Annotated in this window: 24 protein-coding genes; 12 read left to right on the plus strand and 12 right to left on the minus strand. The window is 40.9% G+C overall.

The features are described from left to right. The first annotated feature begins 135 nt into the window (after positions 1-135). The gene (locus tag PISS_RS12290; RefSeq protein WP_058155174.1) at positions 136-531 is read left to right on the plus strand and encodes a hypothetical protein; all 396 of its coding nucleotides are present in this window, start codon (positions 136-138) and stop codon (positions 529-531) included. Between the two features lie 87 nt (positions 532-618). Continuing rightward, positions 619-1,470 carry a CPBP family intramembrane glutamic endopeptidase gene (locus tag PISS_RS12295; RefSeq protein WP_036956567.1) on the plus strand — a complete coding sequence of 284 codons (852 nt, stop codon included), beginning with the start codon at positions 619-621 and terminating at the stop codon, positions 1,468-1,470. 57 nt (positions 1,471-1,527) lie between these two features. On the opposite strand, the gene gltX is transcribed toward PISS_RS12295, so the two are convergent. From gltX to proB, 3 genes are all read right to left on the minus strand, one after another. Next, positions 1,528-3,012, minus strand: a complete 1,485-nt coding sequence (gene gltX, locus PISS_RS12300; RefSeq protein WP_036956570.1) for a glutamate--tRNA ligase — start codon at positions 3,010-3,012, stop codon at positions 1,528-1,530. A gap of 50 nt (positions 3,013-3,062) precedes the next feature. Continuing rightward, positions 3,063-3,422, minus strand: coding sequence for a glutaredoxin family protein (locus tag PISS_RS12305; RefSeq protein WP_008111110.1), 360 nt, complete (start codon positions 3,420-3,422; stop codon positions 3,063-3,065). A 106-nt stretch (positions 3,423-3,528) separates the two neighbouring features. Then, complete coding sequence (gene proB / locus PISS_RS12310) at positions 3,529-4,632, minus strand: glutamate 5-kinase (RefSeq protein WP_036956571.1); 1,104 nt, start codon at positions 4,630-4,632, stop codon at positions 3,529-3,531. 131 nt (positions 4,633-4,763) lie between these two features. Here proB and PISS_RS12315 point away from each other — a divergent pair, with 131 nt between their 5' ends. Continuing rightward, complete coding sequence (locus PISS_RS12315; protein ID WP_058155175.1) at positions 4,764-5,726, plus strand: DMT family transporter; 963 nt, start codon at positions 4,764-4,766, stop codon at positions 5,724-5,726. Here PISS_RS12315 and PISS_RS12320 read toward each other — a convergent pair. Genes PISS_RS12320 through pdsO form a run of 3 tightly spaced genes read right to left on the minus strand, consistent with a single transcriptional unit; the run spans position 5,618 to position 8,974 of the window. Next, positions 5,618-6,226, minus strand: coding sequence for a class GN sortase (locus PISS_RS12320; RefSeq protein ID WP_083494663.1), 609 nt, complete (start codon positions 6,224-6,226; stop codon positions 5,618-5,620). The genes PISS_RS12315 and PISS_RS12320 overlap by 109 nt on opposite strands. Beyond that, positions 6,223-8,223 carry a marine proteobacterial sortase target protein gene (locus tag PISS_RS12325; RefSeq protein WP_058155176.1) on the minus strand — a complete coding sequence of 667 codons (2,001 nt, stop codon included), beginning with the start codon at positions 8,221-8,223 and terminating at the stop codon, positions 6,223-6,225. Before PISS_RS12325 ends, PISS_RS12320 begins: the two co-directional genes overlap by 4 nt. A 25-nt stretch (positions 8,224-8,248) precedes the next feature. Then, positions 8,249-8,974 (minus strand): sortase-associated OmpA-like protein PdsO, encoded by a 726-nt coding sequence (pdsO, locus tag PISS_RS12330; RefSeq protein WP_016900447.1) that lies wholly within the window; start codon positions 8,972-8,974, stop codon positions 8,249-8,251. A 229-nt stretch (positions 8,975-9,203) separates the two neighbouring features. Here pdsO and pdsR point away from each other — a divergent pair, with 229 nt between their 5' ends. The 3 genes from pdsR (at position 9,204) to PISS_RS18925 (ending at position 12,316) form a co-directional block, all read left to right on the plus strand. Continuing rightward, complete coding sequence (gene pdsR / locus PISS_RS12335) at positions 9,204-9,899, plus strand: proteobacterial dedicated sortase system response regulator (RefSeq protein ID WP_028835728.1); 696 nt, start codon at positions 9,204-9,206, stop codon at positions 9,897-9,899. Then, positions 9,893-12,028 carry a proteobacterial dedicated sortase system histidine kinase gene (pdsS, locus tag PISS_RS12340; protein ID WP_058155177.1) on the plus strand — a complete coding sequence of 712 codons (2,136 nt, stop codon included), beginning with the start codon at positions 9,893-9,895 and terminating at the stop codon, positions 12,026-12,028. Before pdsR ends, pdsS begins: the two co-directional genes overlap by 7 nt. Before the next feature lie 132 nt (positions 12,029-12,160). After that, positions 12,161-12,316, plus strand: coding sequence for a hypothetical protein (locus PISS_RS18925; protein ID WP_010387666.1), 156 nt, complete (start codon positions 12,161-12,163; stop codon positions 12,314-12,316). An 18-nt stretch (positions 12,317-12,334) separates the two neighbouring features. Here the strand turns inward: PISS_RS18925 and PISS_RS12345 are convergent, their stop codons facing one another. Beyond that, positions 12,335-13,576 (minus strand): multifunctional CCA addition/repair protein, encoded by a 1,242-nt coding sequence (locus PISS_RS12345; protein ID WP_058155521.1) that lies wholly within the window; start codon positions 13,574-13,576, stop codon positions 12,335-12,337. Positions 13,577-13,718: 142 nt separating this feature from the next. Here PISS_RS12345 and PISS_RS12350 point away from each other — a divergent pair, with 142 nt between their 5' ends. Beyond that, on the plus strand, positions 13,719-13,937 hold the full coding sequence (locus PISS_RS12350; protein WP_058155178.1) for a hypothetical protein: 219 nt from the start codon (positions 13,719-13,721) through the stop codon (positions 13,935-13,937). 5 nt (positions 13,938-13,942) lie between these two features. Here the strand turns inward: PISS_RS12350 and PISS_RS12355 are convergent, their stop codons facing one another. Genes PISS_RS12355 through PISS_RS12375 form a run of 5 tightly spaced genes read right to left on the minus strand, consistent with a single transcriptional unit; the run spans position 13,943 to position 18,987 of the window. Continuing rightward, on the minus strand, positions 13,943-15,094 hold the full coding sequence (locus PISS_RS12355) for a murein transglycosylase domain-containing protein (RefSeq protein ID WP_058155179.1): 1,152 nt from the start codon (positions 15,092-15,094) through the stop codon (positions 13,943-13,945). Between the two features lie 26 nt (positions 15,095-15,120). Next, positions 15,121-15,621, minus strand: a complete 501-nt coding sequence (locus PISS_RS12360) for a DUF1543 domain-containing protein (protein ID WP_024602371.1) — start codon at positions 15,619-15,621, stop codon at positions 15,121-15,123. A 24-nt stretch (positions 15,622-15,645) separates the two neighbouring features. After that, entirely contained in the window at positions 15,646-16,995 is a 1,350-nt protein-coding gene (locus PISS_RS12365; RefSeq protein WP_013465725.1) for a sigma 54-interacting transcriptional regulator, read from the minus strand. A 2-nt stretch (positions 16,996-16,997) separates the two neighbouring features. Further along, positions 16,998-17,531 carry a hypothetical protein gene (locus PISS_RS12370; RefSeq protein WP_058155180.1) on the minus strand — a complete coding sequence of 178 codons (534 nt, stop codon included), beginning with the start codon at positions 17,529-17,531 and terminating at the stop codon, positions 16,998-17,000. A gap of 1 nt (position 17,532) precedes the next feature. Beyond that, positions 17,533-18,987 carry a HAMP domain-containing sensor histidine kinase gene (locus PISS_RS12375; protein WP_058155181.1) on the minus strand — a complete coding sequence of 485 codons (1,455 nt, stop codon included), beginning with the start codon at positions 18,985-18,987 and terminating at the stop codon, positions 17,533-17,535. Positions 18,988-19,283: 296 nt separating this feature from the next. On the opposite strand from PISS_RS12375, the gene PISS_RS12380 reads away from it, so the two are divergent. The 5 genes from PISS_RS12380 to PISS_RS12400 all read left to right on the plus strand — a co-directional run bounded on the left by PISS_RS12380 (position 19,284) and on the right by PISS_RS12400 (position 22,294). Further along, positions 19,284-19,517, plus strand: coding sequence for an EF-hand domain-containing protein (locus PISS_RS12380; protein WP_013465728.1), 234 nt, complete (start codon positions 19,284-19,286; stop codon positions 19,515-19,517). A gap of 12 nt (positions 19,518-19,529) precedes the next feature. Next, complete coding sequence (locus PISS_RS12385) at positions 19,530-19,757, plus strand: hypothetical protein (protein WP_024602367.1); 228 nt, start codon at positions 19,530-19,532, stop codon at positions 19,755-19,757. Positions 19,758-19,913: 156 nt separating this feature from the next. Continuing rightward, complete coding sequence (locus PISS_RS12390) at positions 19,914-20,150, plus strand: EF-hand domain-containing protein (RefSeq protein ID WP_036956583.1); 237 nt, start codon at positions 19,914-19,916, stop codon at positions 20,148-20,150. An 8-nt stretch (positions 20,151-20,158) separates the two neighbouring features. Beyond that, entirely contained in the window at positions 20,159-20,395 is a 237-nt protein-coding gene (locus tag PISS_RS12395) for an EF-hand domain-containing protein (protein WP_016900453.1), read from the plus strand. A 210-nt stretch (positions 20,396-20,605) separates the two neighbouring features. Next, positions 20,606-22,294, plus strand: a complete 1,689-nt coding sequence (locus tag PISS_RS12400; RefSeq protein WP_058155182.1) for an amidohydrolase — start codon at positions 20,606-20,608, stop codon at positions 22,292-22,294. Positions 22,295-22,309 lie beyond the last annotated feature (15 nt).

Here is a 22,309-nt window from a genome sequence, read left to right on the forward strand (position 1 = left end):
GCTTATAACCTAGCTATACTACCAGAAAAAAAATCTTGAGAGGTCGAATCTGTTTAATAAAGGCGAAAAATGATAATTTGCAACTCGCTAATTAACTAAGTAAATTAGGCAAATACGAGTTTAAGGGATTAACTAATGAAGTATTTTTCTTTATTAATATGCGCGGTTTCATTATTAACTGGCTGTAATAACGTTACTTACACAACCAATATCGACGATGAGGTTTTATCAGAACACGTTTCAAGCCACATTAAAAAACGTGGTCTAGAGCAGTTTTACAGTGTTCAGGACGCTCTCGATAGAGGTGCAAGCCCTCTTGGTGGAATAAAAGGCGAAAGCTGCGATGTATCAGATGATACGCGAACATCCTCAATTAGCTATAACCGTTTGAAATCACAAGCTATAGAATCCCTTAAAAACGATGTGCTTTATTTAGGTGGCAATGCATTTACACTGGAGCAATGCCAATCAGTATCCCGCTACAATTGTGATTTAGCCGTTACTTGTACCGGACAAGCCTATAATTATTAATAGCTCAAAATTATCTAATTGAGACTATAACGCTATGTGATTCGTTTTCTCTCATTTCCCCTATCAAACAACAAGCAGTATTTGCCAATGACTTTTTACTTTTTAGCTGCCGCTATTTTATGTGCTTTCCCGCAGTGTAAACTCTCTGTATTTCGCCAACCATTATGGCAATACTTATTGCTGCTAAGTGTTATTAGCGCCTATTATCAAGAATATATAAATTTAAACGCGGTTGCTGTTATAGCTGTTTATGTGGGATTGTTTCACTTTACGCTATTGGCAACCTCAGCGTTAAAACGTAATGTTCTAACGTCTTTATTTATAACAGCCTCACTCGGGTTGGCCTTACATTGGTTTGCGGGTTTTAATAACCTGCCTATTGTTGTTAATGAACAAATCACCAGTAACGCAATTGCATTTACCTTGTATGCTAATTTTGATAAAGCATTAGCGGGTTTAATACTGGCCGCTTATGTTTTTGAAAAAAATAAAACGGCAAAGCCAGTAACTATCGGCTACCCTGCTTTAATTATAGTTATTACTATTTTAGCGGCGCTCATAACTGCTTTAACGTTAAACCTTGTTGAATTTGCGCCAAAAGTACCTGAATTTTGGTTGTTATTTATAGCTATCAACCTACTTTTTACCTGCGTTGCAGAAGAGGCATTATTTAGGGGAGTGATACAAACTAAGCTTTCAAAACTAATAACCCCGAGCAGGTTTGCACTGCTCGCACCGGCTATCAGTACTTGTGTATTTTCACTGGCACACTTTTCAGCGGGTACTCATTATATGCTCGTGGCGGCCGTTGCAGGTTTTGGTTATGGCTATATTTACTATAAAACTAGCCGATTAGAATGGGCCATTTTATGTCATTGGCTCGTTAATGTGTTTCATTTTTTCTTATTTACTTACCCTATGCTGGCAACTCCATCTTAGAATTACAGGCACAAAAAAGCCGCTTAAATTAAGCGGCTTTTGAATCTGTATACGCGATTACGCACTTGGGTAATCGCGGTATGCGCGTTCTATCTTTTTAGCCTGCTTTTTAGAAATACCTAAATGGGCAAGCGCGACACGTAAACGTGCACGCGATAGATCTGATCCTAAAATCTCCATTGCATCTAATACCGAGGTAGATGATGTTTTGCCGGTAATAGCCACAAATATAGGCTCTAAAAAGTCTTTAATTTTAAGCTCGTGGAAGGTAGCGACTTCTTTTGCAATTGCAAAAATAGCTGGTTTTTCAAAGCTACGTAAGCCTTCTAGCTGCCATACAAAAAATTGTAATGCTTGGCGAATAACATCTTCGTCAGCTTTACCGGCTGTTAATAGCGCTGGATCGTAAGTCGGGATACCGCCTACAAAGTGCCCTGCTAAATCAACCATGTCAGAGAGCGTATTTATACGCGTTTTAGCTTCCGGTAATACTTTAGCCAGCATGTCGCCATTAAATTTCCAGTCAACAAAACGCTGCATTAGCTCTGCATCAGTTAGGTTTTCGCGGATCCACATACCGTTTAACCAGCTTAACTTGTCTACGTCGAATACTGGGCCACCAAGTGATACACGCTTCATGTCAAAGTGCTCAATCATCTCATTAAGGGTGAACTTTTCACGCTCATCAGGCATTGACCAACCCATACGGCCTAAGTAGTTAAGTACCGCTTCTGGTAAGTAACCCATTTCTTTATAGTAATTAATAGACGTTGGGTTTTTACGCTTAGACAGTTTTGATTTATCTGGATTACGCAGTAATGGTAAGTGACCTAGTACGGGTGCTTCCCAACCAAAATCTTCATACAGTTTTAATAGCTTAGGTGCTGAGTTTATCCACTCTTCACCACGGAAAATATGGCTAATTTGCATATGGTGATCATCCACCACGTTAGCTAAAAAGTAAGTTGGAAAACCATCCGCTTTTAATAGCACTTGCATGTCTACGTTTTCCCACGGGATCTCGATTTCACCGCGTAGGTAGTCGTTAAATTTAAACGTGCCTTCGCTTGGGATTTTCATACGTATAACGTACGGTTTACCAGCAGCTAGGTTTGCTTTAATTTCGTCTTCTGTATGGTTTAAGCCACGACCATCGTATTTAGGACGCAGACCTTCGGCCATTTGTTCTTCACGCATTTGGTCCAGTTCTTCGCTGGTTGCGAAACAGTAAAACGCTTTGCCGTCTTCAACTAACTGATGGGCGTATTTTTTATATAAATCACTGCGCTCAGATTGACGGTATGGACCAAACTCACCACCTACATCAGGACCATGATCCCACTCAAGGCCTAACCAGCGTAAGCTATCCATGATGGCTTGTTCAGATTCTGGTGTGCTGCGAACTTGGTCAGTATCTTCAATACGAAGTACAAATTCACCGCCTTGCTGTTTAGCAAAACAGTAGTTAAATAAGGCAATGTAAGCGGTGCCAAGATGCGGGTCACCAGTTGGCGACGGAGCAACACGGGTACGAATTGTCATGGTAATGTCTCTTTTAATAAGTGAGATGGTATGAAATACCAATAAATATTTTAAGCGGCTACTTTGTTTAAGTAAGCAATAATATCGTTTGATTCATAAAGCCATTTTACTTGGCCATCTTGCTCAATACGTAAACAAGGTACTTTAACTTTTCCGCCTTGCTCTAATAGCTCTTGGCGGTATTGCTCATCATTTTTTGCATCGCGTGTTTCAATTTTTAAGCCTTCACGCTTAATTGAACGGCGCACTTTTACACAAAAAGGGCATGCTTTGAATTGATAGAGCTTAAATTGTGCGGTTTGCTGATCAAGCTTAGTTTGCTCTTGCGGATCACGTTTTTTGCTACGCGGCGTAAAAACAAAATTAAAAAATAAGATGATACAACCTAAAACCCAGCGAACTAATTTCATCTTCAATACTCTTTACAACAAATTTAAGGTGCAAGATTTTAACACAAAAAAGCGCAACACTATAAGCGGATTATACGTTGCGCTATATCGTTAAAAAAGTGCTTAATTACAACACCACCATATCATCTCTGTGTAGTACTTCGGCACTGCTGTCGTAATCAAGTAATTGGCTGATTTGATTAGAGTGTGCGCCTTTTATTTTATCGATTTCAAGATGGCTAAAGCGCGTTAACCCACGTGCAATAATTTGCTGATTTACATCAATTAAGTTAATTAAATCTCCGCGTTCAAATTCACCTATTGCACGCGTAATGCCTTTAGCAAGTAAACTGGCGCCCTTAGATTGCAATGCATGCACCGCACCGGCATCAATTAAAATTTGGCCGCTACTTTTAGGCCCTGCTAATAACCATTTTTTTCGGCCATCTTTAGGGGCGGTAAGTTTTAAAAAACGGGTGCCTGGCAGTTGCTCGCTCATGCATTTTAAAATCACGTTTTCATCAGCGCCTTTGGCAATAATCACCTCAACCCCAGCTCTTCTGGCAATATCGGCTGCCTGTAGTTTGGTTGCCATACCCCCTGTGCCTAGGTTTGTACCGCTGCCACCCGCAAGTTGGCGTAACTCATCATTAATATGGGTAACTTCATCAATCAAGGTGGCGTTAATGTCAGTGCGCGGATCGCTGGTAAATAACCCTTGTTGATCGGTCAGCAATAGTAATTTATCGGCATTGGCCAAAATAGCCACTAATGCCGATAAGTTATCGTTGTCACCTACTTTTATTTCACTGGTAGCAACCGCGTCGTTTTCATTGATGATCGGCACAACATCATAATTTAATAAGGCATTGAGGGTATCGCGCGCATTTAAATAGCGCTCTCTGTCGTCAACATCGGCGCGCGTTAGTAGCATTTGCCCCACGTTAACGCCATATAACGCAAATAAACTTTGCCAAATATGAATGAGCTGCCCCTGTCCAATGGCGGCCAACATTTGTTTGTCTATTAATGTGCGCCCACAGGGTTTTAATAACTGTTCGCGACCTGCGGCAACCGCACCACTAGAAACTAAAATAACCTGATGACCTTGCTTTTTTAGCTCACAGCATTGGCGAACAAGTTCCACCATATGTGCTTTGTCTAACTTATCGGTACCGCCAGTGAGTACGCTTGTACCTAGCTTTACAACTACGACCTGATCCCTTTGCATGTTTTTTACTTAGCGCAATAAATGATGAATTTATTTATACCAGTTCGGTATTTTTGAACAAGTAAAAAATATTCAAGCCCCCCCTCTGCGTGCTAGGATCGCACTATATTCAACCGATTAAATTACACCTTATGCCTGCCAGTTTATGTTTAATTATTGCCACCTTTTTGTGGGGTAGCTCCTTTATTGCACTTAAATACGCGATTGCGATTTATGACCCTGCCTTGGTGATATTTTTACGTATGCTCACCACTTTACTGATTTCGTTATGTTTATGGCGTTACGTAATTCGCTTTGAATATTTAAAAGGCGATTGGAAGTATTTATTAGGCATGTCGCTGGCAGAGCCTTGCTTGTACTTTTTATTTGAAGGCCACGCAATGGAATATACCTCAGCGTCTCAGGCGGGGGTTATTGTGTCTTGTTTACCCATTATTGTGGCATTTTTAGCGTTTTTCATGCTCAAAGAGCATATTAGTAAAGCTATTGTGGTGGGTTTTACGCTGTGTATTGGCGGCAGTATTTTACTGACCTTGCTCTCACCCAGCTCAAGCCAAGCCCCAAACCCATTACTGGGGAATTTTTTAGAATTAATGGCCATGGTGTGCGCGGCATTTTATACCGTGTGTATAAAACATTTAGCTAACCGCTACTCCCCACTCACATTAATTGCTCTGCAAGGTGTGAGTGGTAGTTTGTTTTTTGCTCCATTTTTATTGTTTATTGACCTACCCAGCGAAAACCAACACGATTTAACCGCACTAATGAGCATTTTGTACTTAGGCTCTTGTGTTACTTTGGGTGGGTACGGCATGTACAACTACGCGATTAGTAAAGTGTCGGTGTTAACCGCAGCGGCTTACTCTAATTTAATTCCAATTTTCACTTTAATTTTGTCAGCCATTATCCTTAACGAAGTACTGACACTTGGCCAGTGGATCAGTATATTTGTGGTGTTTATAGGCGTAATGATAAGCCAACGCCATCAAGAACTAGTGGTCGATATTCCTAACGCCACCTCGGGTGAGGATATTTCAGCCGACACTAGCCACCTTAAATCGGTGGTCCCCGAGGCCAGCGAATCAAAAGGGTAACAGGTCAGTAAATACAGCCCTGCTTGATGCAAAAAATCGGTGTTGTACTGATTAATCACCTCAACATGTGTCACTGAATAATGCTGCACTTGGCCATTTTGTAATTGCAGAGAAAATTGCTCCCCCACTTTAGCGTTTTTTAAAAACGCAAAGTGGGTATCGTTGTGCCCGGCAATAAGTGCTCCTTGCGAATTACCAACATCAGCCCCACCTAATTCCCCCGCAGCTAAAAAATGACTAGGCGCAAACGCTAAATTTCTGCCACTTGCGCCATCGAGCACGGTTAGTCGTTTATTATGCTTTGGCCATATTATTTGTGCCACTGGGTAACTATCAGCATAAAACCACGGCTTAATTTTTTTATTGGGTGATTTAAGGGCTGTTTGCCATGCTTGCTCTATTAACACTTGTGCAAGCCATGCCTTTGCCTGCATATATGCACCATGGCCAAATAGGCTCAGTCCTAAGGCTAGTAAACCTATGCTCAACCACTTTTTCATTTACAGCGCCTTACTAACAACAGGCCACCTAGTAGCATTAAAGCTCCAAACACAATATGCATTTTGCTTTGCCCATCAGTTTGCGGCAAACGCATGGTCATTCCTTGTGGCATTAAATTAGCCACTTGTGTAGTTTGTTTAGCAACTTCTTTAATGGTGCTCTCTTCTATGGCAATAAACGCAGTAAATGGGCTAAGTAATTGATGCTCAAGCGCAAGTTGCTGCACTTGCTGTTTTACAACACTTTGTTGGTTGTATAGCAATAATGACTTTATTTTTTGACGTGCCCAGAGCTTATCAATTCCTGTGGCTTTTGAGCTTGCTTGCGAATTAAGCTTAACCTTAAACTCACCATGCGTTGTTTGCCCAGTAAAAGTAATTGTATCGGTATTATCTAATTTAATAGCCACCATAATAGGCTCAGAAAAATACAGATCCGGTAATGGGGAGGGCCAAAAATCTAAGCTGTCTCCATTTGTATTTGTTAACGCTAAATTAGTCATCGCCGGGTGAGCGAGTTTATCAAACAACTGCTGCATTTTCGGCTGCACATCAAAGGTGCTACCAATAAAGGTATAAGACCCCTTACCTATATCAGCAGCGCGGCGCATAAAAAAGCGATTAGGTGCGCTACCAATGCCGACGGTAAATAAGCGGCTGTCACCTAAAGTGCGCGCAATACTTTTAAATAACTCATCTTCGTTACTCACGCTACCATCGGTTAAAAACACCACTTGGCGTACAAAACCCTCAAACTGCGCACCATTAAGTACGGCATCAAGCGCACCTTGTATTTCAGTACCACCGTCGGCTTGCAAGTTATAAATAAAGCGCCTTGCACGGCGTAAATTAAAGTCACTAGCAACTAAAGGGGTATCACTCATGGCAGTAACCTGATTATTAAAGCCAATAATATTAAAGCTATCATCACTATCAAGTAACGAGAGTGCGTAAAACAATGCTTTTTTAGCTTGCTCCATAGACTGCCCATGCATAGAGCCCGAGGTATCAACTACAAACACCATTTCACGCGGTAAACGCTGAGATTGAGTAAAGCTATCGCTTGGCGGCATTAGCATTGCTAACGCAAACTGCTCACCATTTTTTGCTTGCTGAGTAAAAAGTGCGGCTTGAGCTTGCGCTTTTTGTAGTGGCTTAAACTCCAGTACAAAGTCTTTATTTATTGCTTGCTGTGGTTTTAGCACAATGCTGTATTGTCCAAACGCAGAGTTTTCAATATTTACCTGATGGTACTTAGCGTTTATATCAACCAATTCTAAGCCTATATCCATGTTAATTGTTAAGCTTAAATCGCTGGCATTAGCCGCCTCATTGGTTTGCTTTGTATAAATAGGGCTTAACCATCCTTGTGGAGTAAACGAAGATGTATGATCACTTTTTACCGTACGCTTATCTTGCTCTTCGTTCAGTTTCCCTGTTGTTGCATGATAGCGTGGCGTTATTGTGGTTGGAAAATGAATCGCAAAGGTTCCATGCTGGTAATCAATAATCTCTTGATATTCAAGCGTTATAACAATCTCTTCACCAGGCCCTATATTCGCCACATTTGTAATAAACATATTTGCACGCTGCTGACGAACCAAAGAGGCCTGCTTCCCTGCTTGCTTGGCAGCTTGATACTGTTTTTCTGCTTGGTGTTTTTTTGCTATTTTACCGTGAATCACTCGCTCACCAATACGCATGGTCATTGCTTGCACGGCACTTTCATCGGGTAAAGGAAAAGCATAACGTGCATTTACTGCAAAAGGATTTTCATTTATGAAGTGCTGCGTTACTACAACATGATTAATTAGTCCTGTTAGGGTCATTTTTGCATCGCTTTTTAAAATAACCCCAGGATTAACCGCCACTCCTTGGCTATCAAACAAGGATAGTTTTGGCGACTGTGCATGGCTTTTAAAGCTGGCCAAAAGCACGATAATAATAAAAATAAAAAGGCTTACCTTGGTAAGCACTTTGGTGGGTTTACTCAACATAAATCACTCCATCGAACGCACGTTGTTAATTGCTTGCTGTTTGATTACTTGACTGATTTAGCGCACGGGTAGTGAGAGTAACGCGTCTATCAAAAAAGTTATCTTCAAGGGTGTTACTGTTTGCTATGCTTTGCTGCTCGCCAAATGCTTGTGCGCTTAAGCGTGTATGGCTTACACCTTGTTTAATTAAGTAACTTTGTACGGCGTTTACTCTGGCTTTTGAAAGTAATAAGTTTGCTTGCTCTTCACCACGCTGATCGGCAAAGCCACTTAAATCAAGCGCGAGTTGCGGTTGGCTTTTTAATAACGCAACTAATTGATCAAGCTGCTTGGCAAAATGAGGAGCAATATCGCTAGAGCCTGTTTTAAATTGCACTGTCATCGCCAATAAATTATTAAGCTGTGATTGCGTTAGTTGCTCATTTTGCTGAGCCAGCAGCTCAAGTTGCGCTTCTAAGTGGCTGTTATGATTAAGAACATGTTGGTAGTCGTTGGTTTTCTCTGCCATAACTGTTAAGGCTTGTTGCTGCTCGGCAATAGTTTGCTCAGCCACCTTGGCATCGCCAATTAAGCCACCAGCAAATGCACCTACAAACGCGCCAATAGGCCCACCAACAACGCCACCGATAATGGCACCTGTGCTTAGGCCGACTATGGTTTCCTTTTTTGCTTCTTTCGATGGAGTATCCGCGGCAAAAGCAGGAGCGCAAAAAGTACTAACGAGTGTGAGTGCGATTAATGTTTTCTTCATGATTTATTCCTTACTATTGGTAATGGGTTGGCAAGCTATTGGTTGGCACTTGCGTTGTATCTGTAATTTCAATATTTGTATTAAAACAGCATGAAGTGGCAACAAAGGGGATCAAAAATGGCAAACTGCTGAGCAATTGTGGCGAAAAAATGGCAATTGTGTTTTTAACCGTACTTAGCGCAAAAACTTCGCTATAGTGCGCCTAAGTCAATATGAGTAATTAATAAAAATGAAGAAAATAGCCATCATTGAAGATGAAACCGCTATCCGCGAAAACTACATAGAAATGCTGAGCGCTCAAGGCTATCAGGTGAGTGGTTATGAAAACCGCCCTCAAGCAGAAGCGGCCTTTAAAGAAGCGCTTCCCGATTTAGCCATTGTTGATATTGGTTTAGGCCATGAAATAGATGGCGGCTTTTTACTGTGCCAGACACTGCGTTCACTGTCTAAAACCTTACCAATTATTTTTTTAACCGCTCGCGACAGCGAAATAGACACCGTATGTGGCCTGCGCATGGGCGCCGACGACTACTTAACCAAAGACATTAGCTTAGCCCATTTAGCTGCGCGTATTGGCGCGCTATTTCGCCGTATGGAAGCATTAGAGCAACCCGCCGATGCTAACGCACTGATAACACGCGGCCAACTAACACTCGACACGCAACGTATGCAGGTGCTTTGGCAACACCAATTAGTTGATTTAACCGTGACTGAATTTTGGATGCTGCATTCACTCGCTCAGCGACCAGGGCACGTTAAAAGCCGTAACGATTTAATGAGTGATGCTAAAATTTATGTAGATGACAGCACCATTACCTCGCATGTAAAACGTATTCGTAAAAAGTTTATAGCACTCGATAGCCAGTTTGACTGTATAGATACCGTGTATGGCATGGGCTATAGGTGGGAGCAACCCACATGCTGAGATTTGGCCTACGCAGTAAATTTATCCTACTTTCGTGCTTTTTGTTTTTGTTGCCATGGCTTGGCTACGAATATGTATGGGAAATGGAAAAGTTTTTACGCCAAGGCCAAGAAAAAACGTTGGTAGGCACTACACGCGCACTGGCCACGGCCCTGCATGAACGCCCCGCTTTATTTGACGAACAAACCAACTTTTTAGATCAGGTGGTAAAAGGCCGCGATCTCTATGCTTATAATTTAAAAAGCCCGATTCAGCTCGATGGCAAACTCAACGACTGGGACGCTTATCAATCGCTGTTTTGGCTTTATGATAAACGCTACTTACAAACAGCCAATGATAACCATCAACTGCGCGACTTATCATTTAGCCACATGGTGGGTAAGTTTGATAATTACTTATATGCAGTATTTAAAGTCACAGATGATGCTTTAGTTTACCGTGCTAAAAATAGCCTCAGCATTACCAATAACGATTACATAAAAATTGGCCTAAAAAATCCTGATGGACAATTTAATACTTATATTATTGCTCCGCGCCAAGATGGCTGGGTCAACGCATTTGATGCCTACAGTAAAATGCCTTTTACTAAAATTCAGGGTTTCTTTAAAAAAACTGAAACAGGTTACAACCTTGAGCTGCGCTTTCCTTTGAGTATGCTTGGCAATAAACTGGGGTTTGCCATTGCTGATGTTGATAGTAAACAGCCAAGCCAAACACCTAATATCATGTCTACATCCAACTTAAATAACCCAAATGATTTAGGCTCAGTACTGGTGCCCTCCCCTGAAATAAACCGTATATTAAAAGGCATGGGCCACAGCGGCAGTCGCATTTGGGTGGTCGATAATCATCACCGTGTTTTAGCGCAATCGGGCAGTATTCAAAATGCCGATGGCGTATGGGCTGATGGGCTAAAAAATCAAGCGCCAAAAACCGCATGGCAGCGCTTTGAACAGACCTATTTGCATCCTTTGTACTATAAAATTTTAACCCGTCCCGAAGATGAGTTTATAGACACCCTACACGATGTCGCCTCAATGCAAGGCACTCATTTAGCCAAAGCACTCAAAGGCCAACCGGCCTCGTCTTGGCGACTCACCCCCGATAACAAAGCGGTAATATTATCGGCCGCGTATCCTATTTGGATTGAGGATAAGGTTATTGGCGCAGTTATAGCTGAAGAAACCACCAATGGCGTGCGCACACTGCGTAATAAATCGCTGGAAAAACTATTTAATGTGATTTTAGCGGTCATGTTAATTGGCACAGTCACTTTGTTCTTTTTTGCCTCACGTATATCAAGTCGTATTAGGCGACTACGCGATACAGCAGAGCAAGCCATTGATGCACAAGGGCGGATAACAGGCTATATAAATTACAGCGATGCCAATGACGAAATAGGCGATTTATCGCGTAGCTTTTCAAATATAGTGAGCCGACTTGGAGGGTATACCGATTATTTAGAAAATATGTCGTCGCGCTTATCTCATGAGCTGCGCACGCCGGTTGCTGTTGTACGTTCATCACTTGAGAACTTACAAAGCTTGCAGCAAAGTGAACTGAGTCAAAAATATCTTGAGCGTGCCAGTGAAGGAGTTGAGCGTTTAGGGAAAATAATTACCACTATGAGTGAAGCAACCCGACTTGAGCAAAGCATTCAAAGTAATGAGTCTGAGCCGTTTGATTTGCAAAAGGTGATCAATGGCTGCATGCAAGGCTACCAGCTAACTTACCCTAAACAGTTATTTACATTGGATATACACCAAGGTGAATTACCCATGATAGGCGCTCCCGAATTTATAGCCCAACTACTCGATAAGCTAATAAATAATGCCTTGGAATTTAGTGAAGCCAACACCGCGATTGAAGTCAGTCTGAAGCAAAGCGAAAACAAAGCAACATTAACGGTAAGTAATACAGGTACTTTATTGCCTGACGGACTTACTGAACATATTTTTGACTCTATGGTATCGGTGCGCAGCCAGCAAATGCAGCAACAACCGCATTTAGGTTTAGGACTTTATATTGTCAGGCTGGTGTGTGATTACCATAACGGTACAGTAACAGCACACAATAATGAGCAAGGCAACGGTGTGGTGTTTACCGTGAACCTGCCTTTAAATAATTAAACAAAAAGCGGTTTAATTATAAACCGCTTTATTTTAAAGCTTTGCAGTTACAATTTAATTCACACTCAAGTGTAACGATTCACTTTTAATTCATTCGCTCAGTCTTAGTCTACTCACCTAGGAGGAGTCAAAATGAAAGAGTTACTAGAACCCGAAGAAATAGAGTTTATTCTCGATTTATATCGTCCTAATGCAGCCAATAACCATGCTCAACAGGGCGCGACTAAAAAGCACAAGGTAAGTAATAAACAAGCCATGCAAGCTGAGGCTTTAGCTCGTAGTGCTTAACGACACAAACCTTACAAGTTAGCCATTAAGCTGTAAAAACGCTTTAATACAGTCTATTTCTGCCTGTTTGACCGTTTCGCCTATTTCAGGGCCTTTTTTACCGCTTTTAAGCGCATCTTGCACTATCTGTTTTTTATCCATTTTTTGTAGTTCATTGTGAATAGCACGTAATTTAGCGGCTTGTGGGTAGGGCTTATCTACCAGCGTTTCGCCTCGTCCTTGTGCATCACACTGGCACGCTTGAGTAAAGGCAATAAAACGCTCTGGGTGCACTAGTGCATTTAAATTAGTGACGATTAATTTATGAATGGTTTGCGGCCTTAATTGTTCAAGCGTGTGACAAAGGGTATGGTTATCACTGGTAAGCACGCCGATATCGCGAAAGCGATTAGGCACTTTTAGCCGCTCACAAAACGCCTCAACTACAGCAACCCCTTCACGTTCATGGCCGCGTAAATTACCGCGTTTTTTATAACTGAGCGCTTTACCAAAATCATGAGTTAAAGCAGCAAACCGGGTTTCTAGGTTAAAGCCTAAATCGGCTGCTCGTCTAAGCACTAGCATGGTATGTACAAACACATCGCCCTCGGGATGATGATTTGCAGGCTGCGGAGTGTTTTTCATCTGTTCAATTTCAGGAAAAATACCTAAGCCATCTAATGCTTGAAAATAAAGCTCAGGGTGTTTTTCACCAAGCGCTTTTTCTGTTTCTAACCACACGCGCTCAGGCACTAAATGTTCCAGCTCGCCTTTATTTTTAAGCTCCTGCATTAATGCAGTAGTACTTGGATGAATAGACCATTCACTACCATAACGGGCTAAAAAACGGGCAATACGTAATACCCGAACCGGGTCTTCTACAAATGCGTGTGTGGTGTGGCGCAGTATTTTATTTTTTAAATCATCTTGACCATTAAAAGGGTCAATAACAGTGCCGTTTTCGTCAAGTGCCATAGAGTTAATGGTTAAATCTCGGCGTGCTAAATCTTCTTCAAGGGTTACGTTTGGGCTCGCATCCACTACAAAGCCGGTATAACCTTTACCACTTTTACGCTCAGTGCGCCCTAGTGCATATTCTTCTTTAGTGTGTGGGTGTAAGTAAACGGGAAAATCACTGCCAATGGGTAAAAACCCAAGCGCTTCCATAACCTCTGGCGTTTCACCAATAACAACGTAATCGTTATCTTTTGATTGTATGTTTAGCAGTTTATCTCGCACTGCCCCGCCAACTAGGTAAACTTGCTTTAAGCTTTGTTGCACTTTATCCCCAACCACTACTTTTAAGGTTTTCTTTGATGTTAATCATACCTAATCGCAATTTAAAAATCAGTGTTGTTTGCCAAGCTTTAGTAAGCTCATTACAATAGTGCATTATTTTTTATACCTCAACTCACCTTAACTAATGAAAAAACACTCAGCAAAAAAAGAACTTAGGTTACTGCCCATCCTTTTGGTGGTTATTATTATGTGTGTTGCGGGGCATTTTTTGCTGCAAGCTAATTTTCAAGACAGTCATTTGGTTGAGTATTTGTTAGCTGCGATTCCATTTGCTATGTTTGGCTTAGTGATAGTGGCCTTTAAAATGGCAGCTAAAAGTGAACAACAAGAAAGTGATGAGTAAATAAGTTACTGATAGTTTTTTTCTGCTTTAGTGACTTTATATAAATAGCGTCTTGATTCCACTCGAGAGTGCTTAGTGGTGAGAATGTTATAAAACTGGCTTGAAGTAAGCTGATTTATTTGTGAAAACGCCACACTTCTATTTTTATTAAATATACGCAATACATTACCCGCCCCACCGTTATAAGACGAGATCATGGCAAAGTGCTTACTTTTATCGGTATTAATTTTATGTAAGTAATTATTTTTTAAAATACTTAAATACGCGCTGCCAATATCAATATTATGCTTTGGATTAAACAACACCGCTTTGGTTGGCTGCCCAGGTACTTTTTTAATTTTTTGATACACATCCCGCCCTGCAGTTGCGGGGATCACTTGCATTAATCCATATGCGTTTGATGAGCTCACCGCATGTGGATTGAAGCTACTTTCGGTTTCAATAATGGCATAAATAAGCGCTGCCGATATTTGATATTTTTTTGCAGCCGCAAGCACATAGTCACTGTATTTTTGTTTTCTTAAATGGGCATTTTGCTCGACTAAATCAAAACTAACCGACGAAATAAGATGTCCATATTGTCGTTGCTTTTTTAAGTTATTATTTACTAAATAACGCGCAAATCGATTAGCACGCCAGCTATATTTTATTGGTAACTTATCTTGGTCGAGTACTTGTTGGTATAAAAACGGCTCACCTTCTAAAATGGGCGCTTCGCTGGTAAAAATATCGGTTTTATCGGGATCGCTAGAGGTCAGTAAGGTCATAACAATAGCCTGCTGTAACAAGCTTATTGTATTTTTTAAAGCGATGGTTTCTACTTTTACAGTGCCTTGCTCAAAATCAATAATGGCACGAGCTTGGTAATCATTACTGTATTTGACGTATTTTTTTGCACTAGGCTGTTGCGTATTTTGCTTACCCCACTTGCGCCCAACAACGCTTTCTAATGCGGCTAAAAGCTGTTTTACGCTACCAACCTGCGCTTTAATAGAGCGGTGTGTTTTTTGAGCTTGCTTGTGAATTGCAACCACATTGATCGGGTCGTTTTTTACTTGCTTTACCAGTTTATTTAAATCAACAACGGGCGGTAAACCCGACAGTGATTTACAGCCACTTAAGCCAACTAGCAAAAGTATAAACGCATACTTTTTCACACAATATCCAAAAAAATGCTTAGCAACTATAATACATGATAACCAAACCAGTCCGGTTTAATTGGTTGTGCTTGGCCGCTTGGGGTTAGCTTAATATTAAGCTGACTATCGAGTAAATCAATCGCAAAGCAGTCATCAACATCATATAAATCATCTTTATGAAGATGACTCAGCCCTGCTAATAAGTCATTTTTAGCGCGTTGTTTCGCTTCTTCACTACTACTGGCAACATACAAAGCAAAGTCGTGTTGCTCTGCCATTGAGTCGCTTCTGTAAGCACCTAAGTTAACAAAATAAAGTTGCTTATTTTGCTCTACATAACTATCAACCACCTCGATTTTATAACCATCAATATGATTAACCGCCATGTAGCTATCCATGTGTACACTGTTTTTATCACCCACCCATTGGCTTTTTAGTTTGGTATAGGTTTGCTCAATATTTTGGCCTACCACAAAACGTACGTCGTGCATTTCTATGTGACAACCTTGAATGCGTCCACCTAAATACACCATGAATAACTGCATGCTCACTTCCTTTTAAAAACCAAATTAAATTAAACTATCTACGTCAATCTCATGCTTTTTAATCAACTTATAAAAATCAGAACGATTACGCTTGGCAAGTTTGGCGCCTTCTGCCACATTGCCCCCTGCCATTTTCAGGGTATTAATTACATAGTCTCGTTCAAATTCTTTTTTAGCTTCATTAAGTGATAATGGCTCAACGTTACTTTCATTACTGTTTAGCGCACTAAGCACTAAATGTTCAGATATAACCTCACTAGGAGTCAACGCAACCACTTGCTCCACTACATTTTGTAATTGACGTATATTACCTGGCCAATCATACCTTACTAGGGCATGCATGGCATCGTTTGCAAAGCGCTTTTCTTTTTGCTCCATACGCTTTGCGATGTTGGCACTAAAAAAGTTGGCTAATAAGCTAATATCTTCACGGCGTTCACACAGCGGGGGCAGCTTTAAGTTTACGACGTTTAACCGGTAGTATAAATCTTCTCTAAACTGTTGATTACTAATCGCTTCAGGCAGGTTTTTGTGGGTTGCAGAAACAATTCGCACATTAATAGGAATTTCTTCTTGAAAGCCCACTGGGCGAATGGTTTTTTCTTGCAGCACACGCAACAACTTAACTTGTAAATTAAGCGGCATATCACCAATCTCATCTAAAAATAAGGTACCGCCTTGCGCTTGCTGAAATAGGCCTTGATGGTCTTTTACTGCGCCAGTAAATGCCCCTTTTTTGTGACCAAATAGCTCTGATTCTAATAGCTCACCAGGCACGGCCCCACAGTTTATTGCCACAAATGGACCATCACTAACATGGCTATGCTGATGAATCGCCTGCGCAAGCAACTCTTTACCGGTACCGCTGGCACCAGAAATAAGCACGTTAACTTGTGTAGGCCCTAATAGTTTCACTTGCTCCAGTAAATGCAGCATAGCGCCACTGCGGGTGACAATATTACTCTGCGGGGCGACTTCATCATTATTAACCCCATGTATCTCAATGGCTTTAGCTAGGCTGTCAAACAGCTCATCTTTATCAACGGGTTTTGTGATAAAGGCAAAAATACCTTGCTTGGTGGCCTCTACCGCATCAGGGATAGATCCATGGGCCGTCATCATAATAACAGGCAACGCAGGGTAGCGGTTTTGCAGCTGTCGGTGCAGCGCCATGCCGTCCATTTCATCCATTCTTAAATCGGTGATCACCGCATCAAACACTTGGTTTTTAAGTAGTTGTAATGCGTTCATACCACTATCACAGGTCGTTACTTCATAACCCTTTGATTGAATTCGAATCGCCAGTAATTGCAGTAAGCTGGCATCATCATCAACGAGTAAAACTTTAGCACTTGATGGAAGTGTGACTGACATAGTTACTGCTCCTTGGTTTCTTCACGTAATAAAAGTTGCTGTTCAATTGCGGCTAATGACGACAAGGTTTTTTGCATTTTGGCGTTCAATGCTTGCTGTTGTTTTTTTGCATCTATTTGCATTAATACGTGCTGTTTTTGCAGCCACAAATAGTGCTTTATATCATCGGGCCAATAGTACGCCTGATCCAGCTTAAGTAATTGACTCATAACAGTATTTGGGTCACTACTAAGCTTTAAACATGCTGTACTAAAAAACGCTTTTAGTGCTTGCTCCCCTAAGTAGGTTTCATTGCTAGGCGCTAATTTGAAACCACCGCACTGATTGGCATGCCAAGCAATAACTTGCGCTGCAGAGGGATATATTGGCTCTGATTTTGGCCGAGGTTTGGGGTTTGGCTGATTCGTTTTGCTATCTGGCTGAGAGGGTACATTTAACGCTGATTCAGCCTGTGTTTGAGTGTTTGTTATTTCACACCCAGATAAAAAAACAAGACTGCTGGTTAGCCATACAATAGCCATTAAACGCGCAGACATATTATTTAACTCCTTTATTTTTATAGGGGATGACAATATTAAATCGACAGCCTTGCGGCTCATTATGCTCAATTTTTAGTTGCCCATGTAACTGTTCAACTGACTCTTTGACTATAGTAAGACCTAAACCACTGCCTTGTAAGCTAATCGCTTTAGTATGTTTACCTTGATAAAACGCCCCAAAAACATGCTCTCTTTCATGCTCTTTAATGCCACAGCCCTCATCTGCTACCTGCATATTTAGGCCGTTATTTTCTAGACTCAAGCTAATAGTAACGACTTGGCTTGGCTGAGAAAACTTTAAGCCATTGGAAATTAACTGAATTAAAATCATTTCAATTAACTCCCGTGGCAAACTAAGAGAAATATTAGGTAAACTATTGTGCCAAATAAGCGATTGTTCTCGCGCATTTAAGCGGTGCTCAAAGTGGTTATTTACCTTTTTTATTAGCTGATTAAATTCCACTTCACTGACGTTGTCTTTACTGGTGCGAATGGCGTTATAACTCAATAAACTGTCTATCATAGTACGTAACCTCACCATCGATTGACTGATCAGCCCAAGTACCGCTTTTTGCTCGTTATTGATGGGGCCAACGATTTCATCGGCTAGTAATTCAGTGCCCTCAACCATAGAAGCCAAAGGGGTTTTTAATTCGTGAGTAACGTGGCGTAAAAATGTATCTTTTTGTTGTTCTAACATATGCAGCTGCGCTTGCACCCACTGCAACTTGTTACCTAACTCTATGAGTTCAGCCGACCCTTGCACCGATATTTTTTGCTGCCAATCTCCTTGGCCTAATTTATCAATCACTGAGGTTAAGCTTTTTAAGCGCCCGCTTATGCGCCACAAAAACCCGCCACCAACAAGTAGCGTTAAAGGCGTAAGTGCAACCAACCAGTTTATAAAGGAAGCTTGTAAATTTGTGAGCCTAATTTGGTTTTGAGTGATTTTGGCTTCATTTTCCTCACGTAACCACAATGTTAGCTCCGCTAGTATTTCGCTGATTGGCACAAATAATTCAGCTTGTTGACGCGCTTCAACCACAAGTTGAGTATGCGCCGTTTGCAAAGTATCCGTTAGCCGTTGCCATTGGTGTGTATTTGCTTGGTTATTTGAAAGCTGTTTTAGCTCATTGATGTTTTGCAATGATGATTGCCATTTATCTACGATTAGCTTATCGAGTGAGTCGCTCTTTAATACCCAGTTTTGTCTTGTTGCCCTTTCTAAACTATTAAGCTCTTGCTTAAGCACATTAAACGACTTAGTTACTTGGTAATTATTACTCACAATTTGCTGAGTGACCGCTAATTGCTTATTTAATACATTTAAAAACACAATAACCACTATAGATAAGGGCAACAGCGACAACAGCATGCTGATTACAAATTGGCCAATTAAATTGGGGCGCCAATTTATCAATGCTTTATATTTTTCAGCCATGACTGCGGGCATACAAAAGTCCTTTGCTATTTTTAAACGTTCTATTATTAAGCGCTCAACTTATACACTCGCTGAACCATCAAGGATAAAAACCCCTGCTGTCTCTAAATAGCGACAAGTTAAGCAATTGATTTAAAAAATTTTAAACGCTTATAACTGCAAAATTGTTGCATAAAACACACAGTTACTTGTAAAAATTACGCACCAACCATCACAAAAAAACATAACTCACTGATTATTAATAAAAATAAATATTGGCATCATTTTTGTTACGAGAACATTAATATTAATCTAAAAAGAGCCAAGGAATGTTCAAAAACAATTTACAGAACGCTGCACTTATCGGTTTGTGCCTAACCAGTACTCATTTGTTCGCCCTTGATGTAGATGCTGAATTTAATCGTTTAGACAAAGACAGTAATGGCACATTGAGTGAAGCTGAAGCAGGTGAAGATGCTTTATTACATGAGAACTTTGCACAGATAGACACCGATGAAAACGGGCTCATATCTCTAAACGAATTTAAGCTGTTTATAAAATAAAGGAGTACATTCATGAAACAACTAATTGGTGCTTTTTCGCTCCTATTTTTAGCTATTAGTGCCACCGCACTGGCATCGCCATTAAATGTACGTTTTATGCATTTAGATAAAAATATGGATGACCAAATATCGCTTGTTGAGGCAAAGCAAGATAAACAATTACTTAAGCAGTTTGCCGATTTAGACAAAGATAATAACGAGATGATTTCTAAAAAAGAATTCCAAAACTTTAAACCTTAAGTTTAGATTCAAGTTTAATCTATTAGTATAGAGTTAAAAGCATTTGCCATAATCCCTGAGGGAGTGTGTAAACGGATTTAATGTTGGGATTTAAATTATGGCAAGTGCTTTATTTCATTACTGCCAGCAATTAAAATATGCCTTGGAACGCCAACCATGAAAATACAGCTTCTCCTTATTGGTGCTTTACTATTTGTTAGCCATAGTGCATTTGCACTTGATGTAAAGCAACGCTTTGAACATCTAGACACCAACAACGACGGGTATTTAACCCATAGCGAGCTTGCTGCTCAGCCTCAGCTATTAAACTCATTTTCAAATTGGGATGAAAATCAAGACAACAGAATTTCTTTAACTGAGTTTAAAAACTATCTAACCACCAATTTGTACTGAGTATTTAGATGAAACCTATCCGCCATATTATTTTACTAACGCTTACTGTTGTTAGCTGCATGAGCTTTGCGACAAATAGCTATATTGCCTCAGAATTTGAAAAACTTGACCGTAATCAAGATGGTTTTTTAACTCGTTCGGAAACTGCCAGTGATCCTGCTTTATGGTCACGCTTTGGCAGCTACGACCGTGACAAAGACGCACAATTGTCATTAAGCGAATATAGTTTGTACGCCAGTAAATAAATAGCTCCCTGAAATAAAGCCTACTTAATTAGGCTTTATTTGAGAAGATTAAACAAATTCTTTCCTGTTAACACGCAACCTATCCCCCCCCCCGAATTTGCTTGCTCTAGCTAAAAGCTGGACTTATTCGACTATTAATAAATTATGCTATTGGTATTCTAAATTTGAGTTTGCTACTGTGATAGTACAAATAATAACAACATACCTCTTATGCAACTCAATAAATTAATTAAACCGGTATTACTAGCAAGCCTCTGCGCCTTATCTAGTGTGGCAATTGCACAAACGAAAGTAATATATAATGCCAATGGCTACACCCCTTTATACAAAGGAAAAATGCGCCATGGCGAAGTAAATACATTTACAACCTTAGTCATAAAAGATGGCAAAGTTGTAAAAACAGGTCCTGACAGCTTAAAAAATAGCTTCCCGGGCGCAACCCTAATTGACGCCAATGGAAAAACCTTATTACCAGGGCTCATTGATGCCCACGGACACGTAATTGGCCTGGGTGAAAACTTGTCACAGCTGGATGTGCGCGGCGCAAAATCGGTAGATGAAATAACCGCTAAGCTCAACGAATTTGCCAAAGGCAAAGAAGGTTGGATTATTGGTCGGGGCTGGAACCAAGAGCTATGGTCCGACACGCGTTTCCCTACCGCTGCTGATTTAGACAAAGTCGTCAGCGACCGCCCTGTTATTTTATCGCGAGTAGATAGCCATGCTATTTGGGTTAATTCAAAAGCACTAGAACTTGCCAATATTAATGCTGACACACCAGCCCCAGCAGGTGGAGAAATTATAAAAGATGAGTTTGGCAAACCAACCGGTATTTTTATAGATAAAGCAGAAACCTTGGTTACTCAACATATGCCTGCAACATCTGCGCAATCGGTTAGCAATGCATTAGATGCCGCAGGTAAACATTTATTAAGCTTAGGCATTACCTCAACCCACGATGCAGGTATTGATAAAACCACGTGGCAAGTTTATAAACAGCGCGCTGAGTTAGGTACATTACCGCTTAGAATTGTAGCGATGTTAAGTGCAGCAAGCCCAGATTTAAACATGATGCTTAAAGCGGGTCGGTATCAAGATGCTCAAGATTTTTTATCTATTCGCAGTGTAAAAATTTACGCTGACGGTGCCTTAGGGTCACGCGGTGCCGCGCTTATTGAAGAATACGCAGACAGAGCAAACCACTTTGGCCTAATGCTTGAAACCCAACAAAAGCTAGAACAATTATTTACACTCACTTTTAAAAGCGGGTTTAGTGCAAATACCCACGCCATTGGCGATAGAGCAAATAAAATTGTGCTCGATGCCTATCAAAATGTATTTAAGCAAACCGGTGGTATACTACTGCGTAATCGCATGGAGCATGCACAAATCGTCTCGCCAGAGGATATTCCGCGCTTTAAAACCCTGAAAATAATTCCATCAATGCAACCTGTGCATGCTACATCTGACATGCATATGGCAGAGCAGCGTTTAACCGATAAACAACTCCAAGGCGCATACGCTTGGCAAACATTCTTAGAGCAGGGGTCGACTATTGCAGCGGGTTCTGATTACCCTGTCGAGCTCGCGAACCCGTTTGATGGCTTATATTCTGCCATTACACGTATGGATCATAATCAATTGCCTGAAAACGGTTGGCGCGCCACTGAAGTGTTAAGCAGAGAAGATGCATTACGTGCGTTTACCCTTGGCGGCGCGTATGCAGCGCATCAAGAGTTTAAGCTAGGGAGTTTAGAGCAAGGTAAATGGGCTGACTTTATACTGGTTGATCAAGACTACTTTAAAGTCCCCATTGAGCAGCTATACAAAACTCAGGTGCTGCAAACGTGGATTGCGGGTACGTTACGCTACGAAAAAGACGCCGCAAAAGCGGAGTAATTAAAAACAAAAAAG

It is taken from the genome of Pseudoalteromonas issachenkonii (assembly GCF_002310795.1).
Taxonomy (GTDB): Bacteria; Pseudomonadota; Gammaproteobacteria; order Enterobacterales; family Alteromonadaceae; genus Pseudoalteromonas; species Pseudoalteromonas tetraodonis.